Source organism: Bradyrhizobium sp. 172, assembly GCF_023101065.1.
In the GTDB taxonomy this organism is placed as follows: Bacteria; Pseudomonadota; Alphaproteobacteria; order Rhizobiales; family Xanthobacteraceae; genus Bradyrhizobium; species Bradyrhizobium canariense_D.
Genome location: NZ_CP064701.1, coordinates 3,743,419 through 3,762,943, shown reverse-complemented (window position 1 = coordinate 3,762,943; position 19,525 = coordinate 3,743,419). Strand labels below are relative to the sequence as shown.

Genomic DNA, 19,525 nt, shown 5'->3' with positions numbered 1-19,525 from the left:
GGAAACCGGCTCCGGTGGTCCGGATCGTGCCGTGCTGTTCGAATTAGAACGAGGTGCCGCCGCCGAACCGGAACTCCTGCGTACGGTCGTTCTTGCCCTTGGTCAGCGGCACGGCGTAGTCGAAGCGCAGCGGACCGAACGGCGAGGCCCAGATCAAGCCGACGCCGACCGACGACCGGACCGCATTGCCATTGTCATACACCAGGCCGGTGCAGGTTCCAGCCGAAGCGGGATTGACGGTCGACGGCGTGCAGCTCGAATTCTTGGTCGTGGTCAGTTCGTTGGTCACCGACCACGTCGTCGGTCCCTGATAGTCGAACAGTCCGCCGGCGTCGGCGTAGACGGCGCCCTTCAGACCCACTTCCTTCGGCAGGAACCAGAACGGCATCTGCAATTCGAGCGAAGCACCCCAATACTTGGTGCCGCCAAGCGCGTCCTGCGTACCGAAGGGGTTCAAATCGCGCGGTCCGATGCCGTTCGGGGCAAAGCCGCGGACGAGGTTCGGGCCCATCTGGAAATGATCGAGCATGCGCAGATCGCTGCCCATCTTGTTCAGCATGCCGCCCTGGAGGCGAACGAGACCGACGATATCGGAGACCAGCGGAGTGTAGTACTTCGCGTCAACCACAGTCTTCAGATAGGAGACGTCGCCGCCGACGCCGGCGAAGTCCTGCCGGAAATCGACCAGCAGACCGTCGGTGGGGTTCTTGTTGTTGTCGAGCGTGTTGTAGGTCAGCGTGTAGCCGAGCGCCGAGGTCAGGGTCTTGCCGTTGGCAAGCTCCTTGCGGACCGGCAGCGAGGCCTCGCCGTCGCTGTAGCAGCCGAGGCCGTTGGTCGAGGGAGCCAGAGGAATACCACTCGCCGCGGAGAAAGCCGGGCTTGGATTGAATGCCGGATTCGGAGTGACACCGTCGGCAAGGAACTGGTTGTTGTTACAGTTCGCGAGGTACGACGGCAGCGTGATTTCCTGCCGGTAGATCGAGTAGCGCACCTGCAGCGACAGATCTTCACGCAGGGAGAAACCGAGGCGCGGCGAGAAGCCGAGCGTCTTGGTGCCGTAGGAGATGTAGCTGTTGGACCTCTGCTCACGCTGATAGAGGTCGAGACCCAGCGCGACCCGGTAGTCGAGCAGATAGGGTTCGACGAACGACAGCGAGTAGCCGCGGGCATACTGGCCGTAGGTCACCGCCGCCTTGGCGAACAGGCCGCGGCCGAGCAAATTGCGTTCGGAAACCGAGACTTCGGCCAGCGCGCCGTCGGTGGTGGAATAACCACCCGAGACCGAGAAGTCGCCGGTCGATTTCTCTTCCATGTCCACGAGCAGGATCACGCGGTCGCTCGACGAGCCGGGCTCCGTCGTGATCTTCACGCTCTTGAAATAGTCGAGGTTCTTCAAGCGGCGCTCGGCACGGTCGACCAGCGCGCGGTTGTAGGCATCGCCCTCGGAGACGTCGAACTCGCGACGAATCACGTAGTCGCGCGTGCGGGTGTTGCCGCGAAGGTTGATGCGCTCGATATAGGTGCGCGGACCCTCGTCGATGTTGAACACGACCGACACGGTGTGCGCCTCGAAATTGCGGTCGCCGCCGGGACGGACCACGGCGAAGGCGTAACCGCGACGCGAGGCCTCGATCTGCATCTCCTCGACCGACTTCTCGACCGATTCGACGTTGTAGAGCGAGCCGACATTGACGCGCGAATAGTTGCGCATCGAGGTGGGATCGAAGTTGGGAATGCTGGAGCGGAAGTCGATCGAGCCGACCCGGTATTGCGAGCCCTCCTCGATCTTGAAGGTAACGTTGAAACCCTTCTTCTCCGGATCGTATTCGGTGAGCGCGGCGACGACCTGGACGTCGGCGAAACCGTTCTTGAGATAGAAGCGGCGGATCAGGTCGCGGTCGGCCTCGACCCGATCGGGATCGTAGATGTCGCTGCTGGCGAGGAAGCTCAGCAGGTTGGATTCGTGCGTCTTGATGACGTCGCGCAGGCGGTAGGACGAGTACGCGTTGTTGCCGACGAACTCGATCGACTTGACGCCGGTCTTGGCGCCCTCCTCGACCGTGAAGACGAGATCGACGCGGTTGTTCGGCTGCTCGATGATTTCAGGCGTGACGCGAACGTCGTAACGGCCGGAGCGGCGATAGATTTCTGCGATTCGCAGGGTGTCGGACTGCACCATGGCGCGGGAGAAGGTGCCGCGCGCCTTGGACTGGACTTCACCGGTGAGCTGCTCGTCCTTGATCTTCTTGTTGCCCTCGAAGGCAATGCGGCCGATCACCGGGTTTTCCACCACGGAGACGACGATCTGGCCACCGGCCCCGCGGTTGATCCTGACGTCCTGGAACAGGCCGGTCTCGATCAACGCCTTGAGGCCATCGTCGATGGCACCCTGATCCAGGCGACCGCCGGGACCCGGCTTGAAGTAGGAGCGGATCGTCTCCACCTCGACCCGGCGATTTCCTTCGACGGAAATCGACTGCACGGTCTGAGCAAGCGCAGACGAAGACACAAAGGCAGCCCCAACCGGGGCAAGCACCGGCGCGCCGAACATGATCAGGGTTGCGAGCAAGCCCCCCCGGAGTCGCAGTCCAAACTTCATTGCGCAACGCGCCCTTATCATTCCGTACCAGACCCAACCCCAACGCCGGTCTGGAGATTCCCCAAGTTCAAGCCGCTTGTAGACAATTTCACCGACGCCGCAAACGGTCGAGCGCGCCGTAATTTCATTTTCATTCCAAGACGTTGCCCAAGAGCAACGCCCGGGCAACGCCACAAAAAAGCCCCTATCAGGATGCGGCCATTCGCAGGATGTCGTTATAGGTCGCAAACACCATCAACATCAGCACCAAGCCAAGCCCGATTCGGAACCCCATCTCCTGGGTCCGCTCGGACAGGGGCCGACCACGGGCGACCTCCGCCGCATAGAACATAAGGTGACCGCCATCGAGCAGTGGGATCGGGAACAGATTCAGCAGGCCGATCGACACCGACAGCACCGCGCAGAGGTTGATCACGAACTGGAACCCGGCGCTGGCCGCCTGCCCCGACATCTTGGCAATGCCGAGCACGCCGCTGACCTCGTTCGGATTGCCGTTCCCGACGAACAACGAGCCCAGGAACTTGAAGGTGCTGGTGATGATGAACCAGACCTGCTCCACCCCGATCTTGAGCGCTTCGCCGACGCCGACCGGCGACGTCGAGGCCTCCCCGGCCTGAGACTTGTGTTCGACGCCGAGCACGCCGAGACGGTGGCTGTTGCCGAAGGGATCCTTGCGCTCGAGCAGCGCCGGCGTCGCGGTCAGCGACACGATGGAACCGTCGCGCTTGACCTGGAAGGCAAGCGGCGAACCAGCATTCATCGCAACCATGCGCTGCATGTCGGCAAAGCTTTCGATCGGCTTGCCGTCGATCTGGACGACGACGTCGCCGATCTTGAAGCCGGCTGCCGCCGCAGCGCCATCGGCGACGACACCGTCGACGCGCGCAATCGTGCTCGGCTTGCCGTAATACAGCGCCATGCCGGCGAAGATCAGCGCGCCCAGGATGAAATTGGCGATCGGTCCGGCGGCAACGATGGCGGCGCGCGGGCCGACCTTCTTGTGATGGAAGCTGCCGGCGCGCTCCTCGGCCGTCATGGCCGCAAGCTTCTCGGACGACGGCGTCGAAGCCTCGCTCTCGTCGCCGAAAAACTTGACGTAGCCGCCGAGCGGGATCGCCGAGATCTTCCAGCGGGTGCCATGGCGGTCGTTGAAACCGACCAGCTCAGGTCCGAAACCGAGCGAAAAAGTTAACACACGAACGCGTGCCCAGCGCGCGACCAGGAAATGGCCGAGCTCATGGAAGAACACGACGATGGTCAGGACGAACAGGAAGGGAACCGCGTAGCCAAGGAGCCCATGGCTCAACGTATTGAAACTATGGACGAAAAAGTCGATCATCGAATTCCCTCATCCAGTGCCGCAAGGCCCTGGCCCCGAACCATCTAGGATGCCTTTAAGGCAATTTGAGGCAATAGGGCGGCAGCCCTATTTCGCGCAACATGGTCAACAGCGATTGCATCGTCCGCTGACGTCAGCGGCGCCTGGTTCCCGCTGCGGACCCAGTCATCCAGCGTCTCCTCCACCAGCCTGGCAATCGCCCCGAACCGGATCTTGCCGGCGATGAAGGCGGCGACCGCGACCTCGTTGGCGGCGTTGTAGACCGTGGTCGCCCCCTTCCCGGTCCGGAGAGAATCGAAGGCCAGGCGCAGCCCGGGGAAGCGCTCGAAATCCGGCGCCTCGAAGGTCAACTGGCCGATCTTGGCCAGATCGAGCTTGGCGGCCGGACCCTTGATACGGTCGGGCCAGCCGAGGCAATGCGCGATCGGCGTGCGCATGTCGGGTGAGCCGAGCTGGGCCACGACCGAGCGATCGGAGAACTCGACCATGCCGTGGATGATCGACTGCGGATGAACGAGGACGTCGATCTCGTCGGGCGAGAGCGCGAACAGATAGGAGGCCTCGATCACCTCGAGCCCCTTGTTCATCATCGAGGCGGAATCGATCGTGATCTTCTGGCCCATGCTCCAGTTCGGATGCTTCAGGGCTTGCGCGAGTGTCGCCTGCTCGATGTCGGCAGGCTTCCAGGTGCGGAAGGGGCCGCCGGAGGCCGTGATGATGACACGGACGAGCTCGTCGCGATTGCCCGAGGCGAGCGCCTGGAACAACGCATTGTGCTCGGAATCCGCAGGCAGGATGCAGGCGCCCGCTTTCGCCGCGCGCTGCATGAAGAAATCACCAGCGCAGACGAGACATTCCTTGTTGGCGAGCGCGACATGCGCGCCGCGATCGACCGCCGCCAGCGCCGGCTTCAGTCCGGCGGCGCCACTCACGGCGGCCATCACCCAATCGGCCGGACGCGCGCCGGCCTCGATCACCGCGCTTTCGCCGGCGCCGCATTCGGTGCCGGTGCCCGCGAGCGCAGCCTTGAGTTCGGCAAACTTGGTGATGTCGGCGATCGCGACGAAGCGCGCGGAGAACTCCTTCGCGAGCTTTGCCAGCGCCTCGACATTGCTGTTTGCCGTCAGCGCCTCGACACGGTAGCGCTCGGGAGAGGCGCGCAGCAGATCCATCGTGCTGTCGCCGATCGAGCCGGTGGCGCCGAGAACCGTGACGCTGCGGACGCTCGATGCCGCAGCCTTGTTGTTACGCAATGGGACCGCGCTCATATGTTCACCAAACCATAAGACCGCTTCCGGCGCTATGCACACCATGGCGGAGGAAGCCGATAATCCATGCCACCAGGATGGCGGCGACAAAACCGTCCAGACGGTCCAATAGCCCGCCGTGGCCCGGAATTAAGTGACTGGAATCCTTGACGTCGAAGCGCCGCTTGACCGCGGATTCGAACAGATCGCCGCAGGCCGACACGATTGAGAGGACCGCGCTGACGAGCAGCAATGGAACTATCTTTCCAACCCCGCAAGCGGCAAAGGCGACCGCGACCAAAAGGCTCGCGGCAAAGCCGCCGAGCGCCCCTGACCAGGTCTTCTTCGGGCTCACGCGCGGCCACAGCTTCGGTCCGCCGATGCCGCGGCCGGCGAAATAGCCGCCGATATCGGTCGCCCACACCACGAGCAGCACGAACATCAGCGCGGCGAAGCCGTTCACGAGATCCTTCCGCAGCAGGATCGAGGCGAGTAGCGCCGCCGACGCATAGGCAAATCCGGAGGCCGCCCAGACGAACTTGCCCCGCGCGATCACCGTCACGACCGCCCCGCCAATCAGGCCGGTGATGATTGCGGTCTTCAGCGCGCCGAAGGCAACGCACAAGCCCATCGCGGCGATGACGATCGTCCCCGCCCCGGTCAGCGCGGTCGAGCCTGCGCCAACCACCATCAGCCATTCCGCGAACAGTCCGATCGACACCAGGGTGACGAGAAGCGCCCACAGCCAGCCGCCGGCATAAGCGAGCGCAATGGCGAGCGGCGCCAGCACCAGCGCCGCGAGGATTCGCATCACGAGATTGCTCGGGGCAGGCTGAGAGCCGGCCGGTGCGGAGTTGGGCTCGCTCACGAGGCGGTTTTCGCGACCAGGCCGCCGAAACGGCGCTCGCGCCTGGCGAATTCGGCGATTGCGCCTTCCAGCGCCGCCTTGTCGAAATCGGGCCAGTGAATCGGCACGAAGACAAGCTCGCTATAGGCGGCCTGCCACATCAGGAAGTTGGACAGGCGCTGCTCGCCACTGGTGCGGATGATGAGATCGGGATCGGGAATGTCGGGCGCGTCGAGATGCGCCCCCAGTGTCTCGGCATCGATCGTGTCGGGACTGCGCCGGCCCTCGGCGACTTCCCGCGCGAGCTTCTGCGCCGCCTTCGCGATCTCCTGCCGGGAGCCGTAATTGAAGGCGACGACGAGCGTGAGGCGCGTGTTATCGCGCGTCAGTTCCTCCGCCTCATTGAGAAGTGCGCAGATGTCGCCCTCCAGCCCGTCCCGCTCGCCGATGATGCGTACCTTGACGCCGTCGCGATGCAGGCTCGCCAGATCGTTGCGGATGAAGCGGCGTAACAGGCCGAACAGATCGCCGATCTCGCTCGCCGGACGCGACCAGTTTTCCGAGCTGAAGGAGAAGATGGTGAGATAGCGGATGCCAAGCTCATGCGACGCCCGAACCACGCGACGCAGGGCCTCCACGCCGCGGCGATGGCCCTCCGCCCGTGGCAAGCCGCGCGCGGCCGCCCAACGTCCGTTGCCATCCATGATGATGGCGACATGCGCAGGCGCATCGGACCGATCTGGTCCTTCCGTTGCGGGCGCGGCGGCGTTGGACATGAGGCTGCCTTAAAGCATGATCCGGACCCGAAGGGCCGCGTTAGCGCAAAGTGCGAAGCGGTTTTCCGTAAAGATCATGCGCGAACATAACCTAGAGCGCGATCCATCCTGCTTAGACGGTGAGGATTTCTTTTTCCTTGGCGGCCAGCAACTGGTCGATCTCGGAGATCGTGCCGTCGGTCGCCTTCTGCACCTCGTCGGCGTGGCGCTTCTGATCGTCCTCGGACATCTCGTGATTCTTCTCGAGCTTCTTGAGAACGTCGAGACCGTCGCGGCGGACGTGGCGCGCGGCGACCTTGGCGGCTTCCGCGTATTTGTGCGCGACCTTGACGAGCTCCTTGCGACGCTCCTCATTGAGTTCGGGGATGCGCAGGCGCAGAACCTGGCCTTCAGTCGCCGGCGACAGGCCGAGATTGGAATCGACGATCGCCTTCTCCACCGCCTTGACCATCGACTTGTCCCAGACCTGCACCGAAATCAGGCGCGGCTCCGGCACGCTGACGGTGGCGAGCTGGTTCAGCGGCATGTGGCTGCCATAGGCGTCGACCTGCACCGGATCGAGCATCGAGGCGGAGGCGCGACCGGTGCGCAGGCCGCCAAGCTCGTGCTTGAGCGACTGGATCGCGCCCTGCATGCGGCGCTTGACTTCGTTGAGATCGAAATTGTCCGTGGCCATCCCGTTTCTCCTTCAAAATCCCGGCGACCTCTCCGCACCTTCTCTCAGGGTGCAACGACAAGCCGTCAGCCGGCGACAATGGTTCCGTGGCCGCCGCCACGCAGTACAGCGCCGATCGAGCCCGGCTCCGCGATCGAGAACACGATGATAGGCAGCGACGTCTCGCGGGCAAGCGCGAAGGCGGTCGCATCCATCACCTTGTAGCCGCCCTCGATCGCCTGCGAATGCGTCAGACGGTCGAATCGCGTCGCCGTCGGGTCTTTCTTCGGGTCGGCCGAGTAGACACCGTCGACATTGGTCGCCTTCAGAACCGCCTGGGCGCCGATCTCGGCTGCGCGCAGCACCGCGGTCGTGTCCGTGGTGAAGAACGGATTACCGGTTCCGCCGCCGAGCAGCACGATCCGGCCCTCGGCGAGGTATTTATGTGCCGCGGTGCGGGTGAACAGCTCGGAAATCTCGGGCATGACGAAGGCCGACAGCGTGCGCGCAGGCGTGCCCTTGCGCTCGATCGTGGCCTCGAGCGCGAGGCAGTTCATCATCGTCGCGAGCATGCCCATGGTGTCACCGGTCGGGCGCGACACGCCGCGCGAGGAGACCTCGACGCCGCGAAAGAGATTGCCCCCGCCGATGACGACGGCGACTTCGGTGCCGAGGTGGCGAGCGGCGATCAGATCGTCGGCGACCCGGTCGATGGTCGGTTGATCGATGCCAAAACCCTGCGGTCCCGCGAGATATTCGCCGGACAGCTTGATCACGACGCGACGATAGACCGGATCAGTCATGAGCACTTTCCTTGTCCGGGCGCCGCTTCCGGCGGCACGCCGGAAGGAACGTTCCGGCGCTTACTTCTTGCCGCTGGCCGCCGCGACCTCGGCCGCGAAGTCGCTTTCCTGCTTCTCGATTCCCTCACCGAGAGCATAGCGCACAAAGCCCGCGATTTTCACCGCGCCGCCGACCTTGCCTTCGGCTTCCTTCACCGCCTGCGCCACCGACTTCCCGGTGTCGTGGATGAAGGCCTGCTCGAGCAGGCAAACTTCCTTGTAATAGGTCTTCAGGCCGGACTCGACGATCTTCTCGATCACGTTCTCGGGCTTGCCCTGCTGGCGATATTTGTCGGCGAGCACGTCCTTCTCGCGCTTGACGACCGCCGGATCGAGACCGGACGGATCCAGCGCCAGGGGGTTGGCGGCCGCGACATGCATCGCGATCTGGCGGCCAAGCGTTGCGAGCTCGTCGGCCTTGCCGGGGGATTCCAGTGCCACGATCACGCCCATCTTGCCGGCGCCCTCGACCACCGCGCCATGGACGTAGCTCGACACCACGCCCTGGCTGACCTCGAGCGAAGCTGCGCGGCGCAGCGTCATGTTCTCGCCGATGGTGGCGATTGCGTCATTGATCGCAGTTTCGATCGTGACGTCGCCGACCTTGGCGGCCTTGATCTTGTCGACATCGGCGCCGGTGTTGAATGCGACCTGGGCGATCATCTTGACGAGGCCCTGGAACTGGCCGTTGCGCGCGACGAAGTCAGTCTCGGAATTGACTTCGACCACGACGCCCTTGTTGCCCTTGGTGAGCGCGCCGATCAGACCCTCGGCGGCGACGCGGCCCGACTTCTTGGCGGCCTTCGACAGGCCCTTCTTGCGCAGCCAATCCTGCGCCGCTTCCATGTTGCCGTCGTTTTCGGTCAGCGCGGCCTTGCAGTCCATCATGCCTGCGCCGGTCGACTCGCGCAGGTCCTTGACCATCGCAGCTGTGATCGTTGCCATCGTTCAAAATCCTTTTTGCCTGCCGGTTTGCCGCGGCGCGGCCAGATCGCCTCGCCGCGGTCCATCTCAGGAATTCGCGTCAACTGAAATGGTGGCCGGAGCTTGTCCGGCCAACCCATCGCTCTTTTTGACTATTCCGCTTCCGCGGTCAGCGCCTTGGCCTTGGCCACCCAGGCGTCCGCGCGGCTCGGCAGGCCGACTTCTTCGCCGATCTTGTGCGCGGTATCGTGATCGAGCTCAGCCAGCTGCCAGAAGTGGAAGATGCCGAGATCGTTGAACTTCTTCTCGATCGCGCCCGACACGCCCGGGAGCTTCTTGAGGTCGTCGGACGTGCCGCGCGGGCCGGCAAGGCCTTGGAAGCCGCTCGTGGCGGGCAGCTCTTCTGCGACCGGCCGAACCGAAGCACCGACGTCGATTCCGGAATCGCCTTGGGCGCGTGAAATGCCGTCAATCGCTGCGCGCGCGATCAGATCGCAATAGAGCGCAATCGCGCGGCCGGCGTCGTCATTTCCCGGCACCACATAAGTGATGCCCTTCGGATCCGAATTGGTGTCGACGATCGCCGCGACCGGAATGTTGAGCCGCTGGGCTTCCTGGATCGCGATGTCTTCCTTGTTGGTGTCGATCACGAAGATCAGGTCGGGCAGACCGCCCATGTCCTTGATGCCGCCGAGCGAGCGGTCGAGCTTGTCGCGCTCGCGCTGAAGGGTCAGGCGCTCCTTCTTGGTGTAGGAGGAGGCATCGCCGCCGGCGAGCACGTCGTCGAGATGACGCAGGCGCTTGATCGAGCCCGAGATCGTCTTCCAGTTGGTCAGCGTGCCGCCGAGCCAGCGCGAATTGACGAAGTACTGAGCGCAGCGCTTGGCCGCGTCGGCAACGCCGTCCTGCGCCTGGCGCTTGGTGCCGACGAACAGGATGCGGCCGCCCTTGGCGACGGTGTCGCTGACCGCCTGCAAGGCGTTGTGCAGCAACGGCACGGTCTGCGCGAGGTCGACGATGTGGATGTTGTTGCGGGCGCCGAAAATGAACGGCGCCATTTTCGGATTCCAGCGGTGAGACTGGTGACCAAAGTGCACGCCGGCTTCGAGGAGCTGACGCATAGTGAAATCGGGTAGTGCCATCGTTCTAATTCTCCGGTTGGTTCCTCCGGAAGCGTGTGAGCAGGACAGAGCGTTGTCGCCCCGGCTGCCACCGGACGGCCTTGTGAGCCATGCTTCCGTGTGAGATGGCGCGGTGTATAGCGCGATTTCGGCCAGAAGCAAGGAAATAAGGGCCTTTCGGGGCGGCTTTCGCCCGCAAGAGGCCCCCTTCCGTAAAGATCGCTCCGGCCTAGCCCCTGCCTAGCATCTGGGCTGGTTCGGCGGGCACTTCTTTGCCGCCGGCGGCGGAGCCGGAGGACGCGGTGGAGGTGCTGCCGGGCGCGGCGGCGGCGGTGGCGCGACGGCCATCCGGGGCGGCGGAGGTGGCGCCGGCCGGGCGACCGGCGGCGCGGGCCGCGCCATTGGCGGCGGCGCCGGTCGAGCAACCGCCACGGGTGGAGCCGCCCGTGGCGGTGGCGGCGGCGCAACACGCGGCGGAGGCGGAGGCGCCGGCCGCGCCACGGCCTGAGGCCGCGGTGGTGGCGCCGACGGCCGGGCAGCCTGGGCGGGAGCTGCGGTCGGCTGATGCTGCGGCCTGATCGGCTCCCGCGCCGCCGAGGGCGGCGGCGTGACCGGTCGTCCAACTGCGCCAGGAGGCGTGCGGGCAGCAGGCGGCGAACCAGCCGGCTCGCGGGTCGCGGACTTGCCATGGTCCCCAGGCCCGGTCCCGGTCCCGGGCGGGGCTTGGGCCACCGGCGGCTTCGGCGGTTGGCCGGGCACAGCGGCCGGGTTTGTCGCCGTGGGCGCAGTCGCCGGCGCGGCGGCGGTCGGCGCACCGGGATGACCCGGCGGCGTGGTGCCGGGAGCAGCAGTCGTCGGCGCTCCCGCAGGCCCTCCCGGATGGGTCGGCGGCGGTGTGCCGGGAGCAGTGGCCGTGGGCAGCCCGGGTCTGCCGCCCGGCAGTGGCCCGGCTCCCGCTGGCGGTACAGGTGGACCGCCATGGGTGCCGGGAACCGGCAGGGTGTTGGCTTGGGGCAGCTTGGCCGGTGGCGTGGCAAGCGGACTGGCAGGTGGAGTCGTAGGTGGCGTACCGGTCGGTGCGGCATTGGCCGGCCTGGCCGGAGGCATTCCTGGCCTCGCCGTCGGCTGCATCGTCGCGCTCGGCGGCATCGGCGCCTTGCCCTGCTGAATCAGGGCGGCGCGCTGCACGACCGCCTGCGGCATGGCGGGACCAGCCGGATTGGTGCGCCCGGCAATGGCTGGCGCGAGATTGCCCGCTCCGGCACCCGCACCCGCCGGCGGTGCCGGCGGCTGGTTGATCACCGTGTTGATGACCGTCCTGTTATGGATGTTCTGATAGATGATGTTGTTCGGGGGCGGTGCGACATAGACCGGCGGCCTGACGAACACAGGAATTGGCACGAACATCGGCTGCGGCAGCACGAACAGGCCGACCACCGGCATCGGCGGCGACAGCACGACGAAATCCGGCGGCGGCGGTGGCAGATAATAGACCGGCGGCGGCGGTGGCGGCGCAAAGCCAAAATCCGGATCGCTGAAATACAGCACGGGACGCTCGACATAGACCACCTCCTCCGGCGGCGGTGGCGGCACGTCGTAGTCGATCATCGCGAAGCTCGGCGGCGGCTCGGCCGGCGCGGTGAGAATCGCCAAGCGCCGGCGCGCATCCGCCGCATGCGGACCGCGCGGATAGCGACGCAGATACGACCAATAGGCCTCCGGCGTGTCGGTCCGATAGGTCCGCCGCCAGGTGATGGCCTCGCGGCGCGCCGCGACGATCACCATCACGCGCTTCGACAGCGGGTCGCCGGGATAGGCGGAGAGAAACTCTTCGTAGGCCGGCAGCGTGTCGCGCGTGAGCGCGGCGGCATAGGCATCCTGCACGCCGAGATCGCGGATCGGCTTGTTGCGCATCGCGGCGACTTGGTCGGGTGCGGCCTCAGGCGGCGGCGCGTCAGGTCCGCGCTCGAAGAACGAGAATTGCGCCGATATCTTCTGCTCGTTCCAGGGCACTTGCGCGCCCTTGCTGGCCTCGTTGACGCGCAGGCGAACGCGGTCGAACACCTCAGGCAGCGGTAGGCCGCCGGTGCGGATCATCTCCGCCAGCGACTGCGCATAGATGCCGTAAGGTCCAGGCTCCTCGGGCGCCACCGTGCCGGGCGCGGCGTTGAACGCGATCAGCATGTTGGCGTCGGGCTCGACCAGCGCAAGTCCGCTCGCGATCTGCTGGCCGCCCTCCACGAAGGGCTGCGCCCGCGCAGCGTCGAGCACGACGATGTTGGCCTTGAGCGGAACGGAGGCGAGCTGGCGGAGATAGTCGCCGATGCGCAGGCCTTCGGTCGGAATGTCGGTGTCGCGGGTGATGTTGGAATCGACCGGGATGAAGTAGTTCTCACCGGCAAGTTGCACGCCATAGCCGGCGAGGTAGACCATCGCGACGGTGTCCGGTCCGGAGGCCTGCGCCTTCTGGATGAAATCGCGAAAGCTCTTGCGCAGCGTGTCGCCGTCGAGATCGCGGGCGCCGACGACGTCGAAGCCCGCCGCCTGCAGCGTCTGCGCGATCAGGCCGGCATCGTTTGCCGTCGTCGCCAGCGGCGACTTGGCATAGGCGCCGTTGCCGACCACGAGCGCCATACGCTTTTCCTGCTGCTGTGCACGCGCCGGATCCGGCGCGCCCGCGGCAAGGACCGCGATTGGCAGGAGAAGGCAAATGAAGGCTCGGAGCGTCCCACGCATGACTTGCTTGCCCGTTTTTGTTGTTGAGATGCCGCCACGCATCAGACGCGTGGCGAGCTGAATGACACTTGAACGAAAGGCTTCCAAATAACGAAGGCTTGGATTGAGGCGGCGGCATGGCGCCCGGCACCAACGCCAGGGCGCCTGCGTCAGCCTCGCGACAACGAACCGGCGCGAGCCGGTTCGTCTCGTCAGACCTGCGCGATCAGGTCGACCGTTCCCGTCGTGAGCCGATAGATGCCGCCGACGACCTTCAGCTTGCCCTGCTCCACGGCCGCATTGAGGATCGGCGCTGCCGACTTCAGCTTCGCGACGTTGTCGATGACGTTCTGCCGGATCGCCCTGTCGAGGACGTCCCCACCCTGCTGCATCGCAGCCTTCGCTGCAGGCGTGATCGCATCGACCAGCGATGGAATATGGCCCGGCGGCGGCTTGTTGTCCTTGATCGCCTTCAGCGTCGCATCGACCGCGCCGCAAGCGTCATGGCCGAGCACGAGGATCAGCGGCGCATTCAGCACGGCCACCGCGTATTCCATGCTGGCGATGGTTTCGGTGCCGGCAAAATTTCCGGCGACGCGGCAAACGAACAGATCGCCGCGGCCAGTGTCGAAGGCATATTCCGGCGCGATGCGCGAATCGGCACAGCTCAGTACGGCCGCGAACGGATTCTGTCCGCCGACCAACGCCTCGCGCTCGTGCTTGAAATCGTGCCGCCGCGACACGCCTTCGACATAGCGGGCATTGCCTTCCGTCAGGCGCTTCAATGATGCGTCGGGCGACAGCACGTTCTGCGGCTTGGGCGGCGCCTTGGTCTCTTTGGCGAAGGCTCTGCCGGTCAGGGCGAGGCCGAGCGCCGAGGCACCCAACAACATCGCGGATCGTCGCGACGGCGCGATCCTCTCATGTGGGGATTCATTGCACTTGTCGCACATGTCACGTTCCCTCCCGGCGCGATGGACGAACGGCCTCACGGCGATCATAGCCGCAACGCTGTGACGACACCACAAATGACGGTGCGGGCGGAGCTCGAATTTCGCGCGGAGGCTATTCTGCCAACCGAAGCTCTGCGATCGTCGTCCTGGCGGCCGATTCATCCAAGGGCAGGAAATCCAGCGGCCCCTGATTTTTATAGCCGGACGTCATCGCAAGGGTGAGACCCCAGCCCAGCACCCCCGTGCTCGCATTCGCGATCATGGCGCTCTTGCGCTGACTGAAGCGCGCTACGAAGAACACGGTCTGGCCGGACTGAGCCGAAAAGTCCACGCGCGTGACGCCGAGCGCCGCCTCCTCTGCTACGAACTGGTGCTGGCCTGCCGGGCGATCGACATAGACATATGTCCCGATCTTCAGGCCCTTGATCGGCGTACCGTCGAGGGAAAATTCCCAGTCCGGATCGCCGATGCCGCCGAAGCCTTTCTCGCGAAACACGACGACACGGGCCTGCCCGGCTTTCGGCGGACCCAGCTTTCGTACCGTCTCCGAATATCCGAGCCCGCTCCTCGCCGTCTCACAGCCGCACAGCAGTGCCGCAGCCACGAGCAATACCAGCCCACGCAATAGCATCACGCCCTCAGATTTTCCCCGAGTGCATGCTAACCGAAAACAGCGAAAGGTTGCAACAGGGCCGCCGCATGTCCCGCGCAAGACATGCAGCCGCCTGCAACACCGTGCGCGTTGCTAGAGCTGCTGCACGTCCACCACACCGGCGACCGCCTTGATGGCGCCGGCGATCTGCGGCGAGACCTTGAAGCGGCCGGGCAGCTTCATCTCGACCTCGGTTTCGAGGTCGAGCATCATGACCAGCGAGACCTCGCCGTCGCCGTTGGAGCGGGGCGCGATGCCCGGACTGCCGACCTTCGGCGCGGCGCCGTTCGCCATGTCGGGGCCGGCGAGACGCTTGGCGATCGATTCCAGCGGCTTGGTGTCGCGCACGAAGATGCGCAGGCCCTTCTGCGTCTTGGCCGCGGCCTCGTCCAGCGGCTCGGCGTGCAGCACGCGCGCGCGGACGTCCTCGCCCTGGAGCTCGGCGCCGAGCTGGAGCAGCACCGCGGCGCCCGGTTCCAGGACGTCGCGATATTGCGCGAGGCCTTCCGAGAACAGCACCGCCTCAAAGTGACCCGTGGGATCAGAGAGCCCCATGATGCCCATCTTGTTGCCGGTCTTGGTCCGCCGCTCCATGCGCGACACCACGGTGGCCGCGACCTTGCCGGCGGTGGCGCCGGTCTTCACCGCGCGGGAGAACTCGGCCCAGGACTGCACGCGCAGCCGCTTCAGCACGGTGGCGTAATCGTCGAGCGGATGTCCCGACAGGAAGAAGCCGATCGCGTCATATTCGCGGCGCAGCCGCTCGGCCGGCAACCAGGGCTCGATCTGCGGCAGCATGATGGTCGGCGCGTCGGCCGAGCTGCCGAACATGTCGTTCTGGCCGACGGTTGCAGCTTCGTTCGCCCGCTGGCATGCGGCGAGAATCGAGTCGGCGCCGGCGAAGACCCGCGCCCTGTTCGGCTCCAGCGTGTCGAAGGCGCCCGCCGCGGCGAGGCTTTCGATGATGCGCTTGTTGATCGCGCGCGGCGACACCCGCGCGGCAAAGTCGGCGAGCGAGGTGAACAAGCCGTTTTTGGTCCGCTCCGCGATGATCTGCTCGACGGCCGCAATACCGACGCCCTTCAACGCCGCGAGCGCGTAGTAGATGGTCTTGTCGCCGACTTCGAAAGTCGCGCCGGAACGGTTGACGTTGGGCGGTTCGACCTTGATGCCGAGGCGCTGCGCCTCGGCGCGGAATTCGGACAGCTTGTCGGTATTGTTGAGATCAAGCGTCATCGACGCGGCGATGAACTCCACCGGGTAATGCGCCTTCATGTAGGCGGTGTGGTAGGACACAAGCGCATAGGCCGCCGCGTGGCTCTTGTTGAAGCCGTAGTCGGCGAATTTCGCCAGCAGCTCGAAGATGGTATCGGCCTGCCCCTTCGGCACGCCGTTCTTCACTGCGCCTGCGACGAAGATCTCGCGCTGCTTCTCCATCTCGGCGCGGATCTTCTTGCCCATGGCGCGGCGCAGCAGGTCGGCGTCGCCGAGCGAATAGCCCGACATCACCTGCGCGATCTGCATCACCTGTTCCTGGTAGATGATGACGCCGAAGGTCTCCTTGAGAATCGGCTCCAGCACGGGGTGGAGATATTCCGGCTCCTCGTCGCCGTGCTTGCGCGCGCAATAGGTCGGGATGTTCGCCATCGGACCCGGTCGATAGAGCGCGACCAGCGCGATGATGTCCTCGAAACGGTCGGGGCGCATGTCGACCAGCGCGCGCCGCATGCCCTGGCTTTCAACCTGGAACACGCCGACCACCTCGCCGCGCGCCAGCATCTGGTAGCTTTCGGCATCGTCGATCGGCAGCGTCGCGAGATCGACGTGGATGTTGCGCGGCTTGAGCAGTTTGCACGCGACGTCGAGTACGGTCAGCGTTTTCAGGCCGAGGAAGTCGAACTTCACGAGGCCCGCGGGCTCGACCCATTTCATGTTGAACTGGGTCACCGGCATGTCGGATTTGGGATCGCGATACATCGGCACGAGTTCGCTCAGCGGGCGATCGCCGATCACGATGCCGGCCGCATGCGTCGAGGCGTGACGGGTCAGGCCTTCGAGGCGCTGCGCGATGTCGAACGCGCGCGCCACCACCGGATCCTCGTCGCGGAACGCCTGGAGTTTTGGCTCGCTCTCGATCGCGGCGGCCAGCGTCACCGGCGTGGCCGGATTCTGCGGCACGAGTTTTGTGAGCTTGTCGACCTGGCCATAGGGCATCTGCAGCACGCGGCCGACGTCGCGCAGCACGCCGCGCGCCTGCAGCGTCCCGAAGGTGATGATCTGCGCGACCTGGTCGCGACCGTAGCGCTCCTGGACGTACCTGATCACCTCGCCGCGGCGATCCTGGCAGAAGTCGATGTCGAAGTCCGGCATCGAGACGCGTTCCGGATTGAGGAAGCGCTCGAACAGCAGGCCGAACTTGATCGGGTCGAGGTCGGTGATAGTCAGCGCCCACGCCACCAGCGAGCCTGCGCCGGAGCCGCGGCCCGGCCCGACCGGGATGCCCTGGCCCTTTGCCCATTTGATGAAGTCGGAGACGATCAGAAAGTAGCCCGCGTATTTCATGCGCATGATGACGTCGAGCTCGAACGCAAGCCGCGCGTTGTAATCTTCTTCCGTCGTGCCTTGCGAGAGGCCGTGCACGCGCAGGCGGTTGGCGAGCCCCTCCTCCGCCTGCCGCTTCAATTCGGCCGCCTCGACTGCGGCGGCATCGGAGCTTGCGGCAGCGCCGACCGTGAAGAACGGCAGGATCGGCTTGCGCGTCATCGGCCGGAACGAGCAGCGCTCGGCGATCTCCACCGTCGAGGCCAGCGCCTCCGGAATGTCGGCGAACAGCACCGCCATCTCGGCGCGGGTCTTGAAGCGGTGATCGGGCGTGAGCTGCTCGCGCTCGGTCTCCGCGATCAGCCGCCCGCCGGCGATGCAGAGCAGCGCGTCATGGGCTTCATAATCGTCGGTCGTGGCGAAATACGGCTCGTTGGTCGCGACCAGCGGCAGGCCCTTGGTGTAGGCGATGTCAATCAGGCTGCTTTCGACCCGCCGCTCCTTCTCGATGTTGTGGCGCTGCAATTCGATGTAGAGACGGTCTCCGAACAGGCTGGCCAGACGCTCGCAGCGCGCCGCCGCGAGCTCGGTATAACCGCCGGCAAGCGCCAGCGAGATCGGTCCGTCCGGACCGCCCGTCAGCGCGATCAGACCTTCGGTCTCGCCTTCGAGCCAGTCGAACTTGATGTGGGGAGCATGAGTGTCGGGCGTCTCCAGGAACGCGCGCGAGTTCAGCCGCATCAGGCTGCGATAGCCGCGCTCCTGCGCGGCCAGCAGCACCACGCGCGAGGGCAGCAGCACGTTGCGCGCATTGGGATCCTGGTCGCCGAACTCGATCGCGATCTCGCAGCCCACGATCGGCTGGATACCGGAGCCCGCCATCTTGTCGGAGAACTCCAGCGCACCGAACATGTTGTCGGTGTCGGTCAACGCCAGCGCCGGCTGATGGTCTTTCTTCGCTAGCTCGGCGAGCTTGGCGATCTTGATCGAGCCCTTGAGCAGCGAATAGGCCGAGTGAACGTGAAGGTGGACAAATCCGGCGCTCGGCATGGTCGCGTGACGGCCTCTTGCAGATGAGATGGAGCGGTCACCGGCACCGGAGGCATCCTGCACTCGCCCGGCCGACTCGCCTCATAATGGTGGGGCGTCATGGTGCCAGAGTCCACGCCGGAGCGGCCGATCGGCCGCGTCGTCCTGCTTTTCCCCAACCTAGGCCCGCGCCTAGAGCTGCGGGAGCACCTGGGCCCAGATCGCAATCATCCCGACAAACAGCGCGATCGACGCCAACGCGGCGGCCTCTTCAACGAAAATCCTGAACATGGCTTACTCCATGGTGAGAACGTATGAAGAACATTGTTCTCATTTCGTTCTCAGGAGTCAAGCCATCTCGACCATCTCCAAACAGAATGGTTAACCCGCTGAATTTAAGCAACAAAAAAGCCCCGGCCGATGGCCGGGGCTTTCGCCAACCGCTCGAAGTCGAGCGATCGATAGCAGTCTTTTACTCAGTAACGGCCGAGGCTCGGGCCGCCGAACTTGTAGTTCAAGCGAACGAGGCCCATGTCGACGTCCTGGCGGATGCGATCGGTGCCAACCAGGCCTGCGAACGTGACGTTCTTGTCCTGCAGGAAGATGTGGTTGTACTCGACGCCAACCGACCAGTTCGGGGCGAAACCGTACTCGAGGCCGGCACCGATCGTGCCACCCCAACGGGTCTGATCGTTCGAGGACAGCAGCGCGCCGCCAGGGGTCGAGACTTCATACTTGCTGCCGGCGACAGCCGCACCGCCCTTGGCGTAAAGGAGGACGTTGTTCCAGGCGTAGCCGATCTGACCGGTGATCAGACCGAACGAGTCGATCTTGGAGCGGTTGCGCGTCGCGAACAGCGCGCTGACGTTGTCGCCCGAGAAGTCAGCCCAGTTGCCCTGACCTTCGATACCGAATACCCACTGGCCCGACTGCATGCGGTAGCCGATCTGGCCGCCGACCGTGCCGCCGGTCGCATCGTGCGAACCCTCGCGGCCACCGCCGACGAGATCCCAAGTCGAATGGGCGGAACCGCCGCCGCCGTTGACGCCGATGTAGAAGCCGCTCCAGTCGTAGATCGCGGCGACCATCGCCGGCGCCTTGGTGTAAGGCCGCGCAGCGAGGTCAGCAGCCACCGCCGGTGCGGTCGCGCCGAGCGCGACAAGGCTCACAGCAGCAAGCAACAGATTCTTGTTCATTTGATTCCCGTTCCAGTTTCGTCGTTAGGCCCCCGGGCCGTAGCGTCGTCATAGCAGCGCTCGACAGAATTGCTGTAACCTCGACGCCA

At 65.2% G+C, this 19,525-nt stretch carries 14 protein-coding genes; all 14 read right to left on the bottom strand.

Features of this window, described 5'->3' with window-relative positions:
- Positions 1-43: 43 nt before the first annotated feature.
- The 14 genes from bamA to IVB07_RS18100 all read right to left on the bottom strand — a co-directional run bounded on the left by bamA (position 44) and on the right by IVB07_RS18100 (position 19,436).
- The gene (gene bamA, locus IVB07_RS18165) at positions 44-2,599 is read right to left on the bottom strand and encodes an outer membrane protein assembly factor BamA (protein ID WP_026232862.1); all 2,556 of its coding nucleotides are present in this window, start codon (positions 2,597-2,599) and stop codon (positions 44-46) included.
- Between the two features lie 187 nt (positions 2,600-2,786).
- Positions 2,787-3,938 (bottom strand): RIP metalloprotease RseP, encoded by a 1,152-nt coding sequence (gene rseP, locus IVB07_RS18160; protein WP_018455037.1) that lies wholly within the window; start codon positions 3,936-3,938, stop codon positions 2,787-2,789.
- Between the two features lie 44 nt (positions 3,939-3,982).
- The gene (dxr, locus tag IVB07_RS18155) at positions 3,983-5,206 is read right to left on the bottom strand and encodes a 1-deoxy-D-xylulose-5-phosphate reductoisomerase (RefSeq protein WP_018455038.1); all 1,224 of its coding nucleotides are present in this window, start codon (positions 5,204-5,206) and stop codon (positions 3,983-3,985) included.
- A 4-nt stretch (positions 5,207-5,210) separates the two neighbouring features.
- Complete coding sequence (locus IVB07_RS18150; protein ID WP_026232863.1) at positions 5,211-6,053, bottom strand: phosphatidate cytidylyltransferase; 843 nt, start codon at positions 6,051-6,053, stop codon at positions 5,211-5,213.
- Positions 6,050-6,808, bottom strand: a complete 759-nt coding sequence (locus tag IVB07_RS18145) for an isoprenyl transferase (protein WP_007610887.1) — start codon at positions 6,806-6,808, stop codon at positions 6,050-6,052. Before IVB07_RS18145 ends, IVB07_RS18150 begins: the two co-directional genes overlap by 4 nt.
- Positions 6,809-6,920: 112 nt before the next feature.
- Positions 6,921-7,484, bottom strand: coding sequence for a ribosome recycling factor (gene frr / locus IVB07_RS18140; protein ID WP_007603628.1), 564 nt, complete (start codon positions 7,482-7,484; stop codon positions 6,921-6,923).
- A 65-nt stretch (positions 7,485-7,549) separates the two neighbouring features.
- Positions 7,550-8,266, bottom strand: coding sequence for a UMP kinase (gene pyrH / locus IVB07_RS18135; protein WP_018455040.1), 717 nt, complete (start codon positions 8,264-8,266; stop codon positions 7,550-7,552).
- 60 nt (positions 8,267-8,326) lie between these two features.
- Positions 8,327-9,250 carry a translation elongation factor Ts gene (tsf, locus tag IVB07_RS18130; protein ID WP_018455041.1) on the bottom strand — a complete coding sequence of 308 codons (924 nt, stop codon included), beginning with the start codon at positions 9,248-9,250 and terminating at the stop codon, positions 8,327-8,329.
- Between the two features lie 131 nt (positions 9,251-9,381).
- The gene (locus tag IVB07_RS18125; protein WP_007603625.1) at positions 9,382-10,371 is read right to left on the bottom strand and encodes a 30S ribosomal protein S2; all 990 of its coding nucleotides are present in this window, start codon (positions 10,369-10,371) and stop codon (positions 9,382-9,384) included.
- Between the two features lie 219 nt (positions 10,372-10,590).
- Positions 10,591-13,086 (bottom strand): caspase domain-containing protein, encoded by a 2,496-nt coding sequence (locus IVB07_RS18120; RefSeq protein ID WP_018455042.1) that lies wholly within the window; start codon positions 13,084-13,086, stop codon positions 10,591-10,593.
- A gap of 191 nt (positions 13,087-13,277) precedes the next feature.
- The gene (locus IVB07_RS18115; RefSeq protein WP_026232864.1) at positions 13,278-14,018 is read right to left on the bottom strand and encodes a carbonic anhydrase; all 741 of its coding nucleotides are present in this window, start codon (positions 14,016-14,018) and stop codon (positions 13,278-13,280) included.
- A gap of 112 nt (positions 14,019-14,130) precedes the next feature.
- Positions 14,131-14,649 (bottom strand): DUF2846 domain-containing protein, encoded by a 519-nt coding sequence (locus IVB07_RS18110; protein WP_247767806.1) that lies wholly within the window; start codon positions 14,647-14,649, stop codon positions 14,131-14,133.
- 114 nt (positions 14,650-14,763) lie between these two features.
- Complete coding sequence (dnaE, locus tag IVB07_RS18105; RefSeq protein ID WP_018455045.1) at positions 14,764-18,261, bottom strand: DNA polymerase III subunit alpha; 3,498 nt, start codon at positions 18,259-18,261, stop codon at positions 14,764-14,766.
- Positions 18,262-18,716: 455 nt separating this feature from the next.
- Entirely contained in the window at positions 18,717-19,436 is a 720-nt protein-coding gene (locus IVB07_RS18100) for an outer membrane beta-barrel protein (RefSeq protein ID WP_018455046.1), read from the bottom strand.
- Between the last annotated feature and the right edge of the window lie 89 nt (positions 19,437-19,525).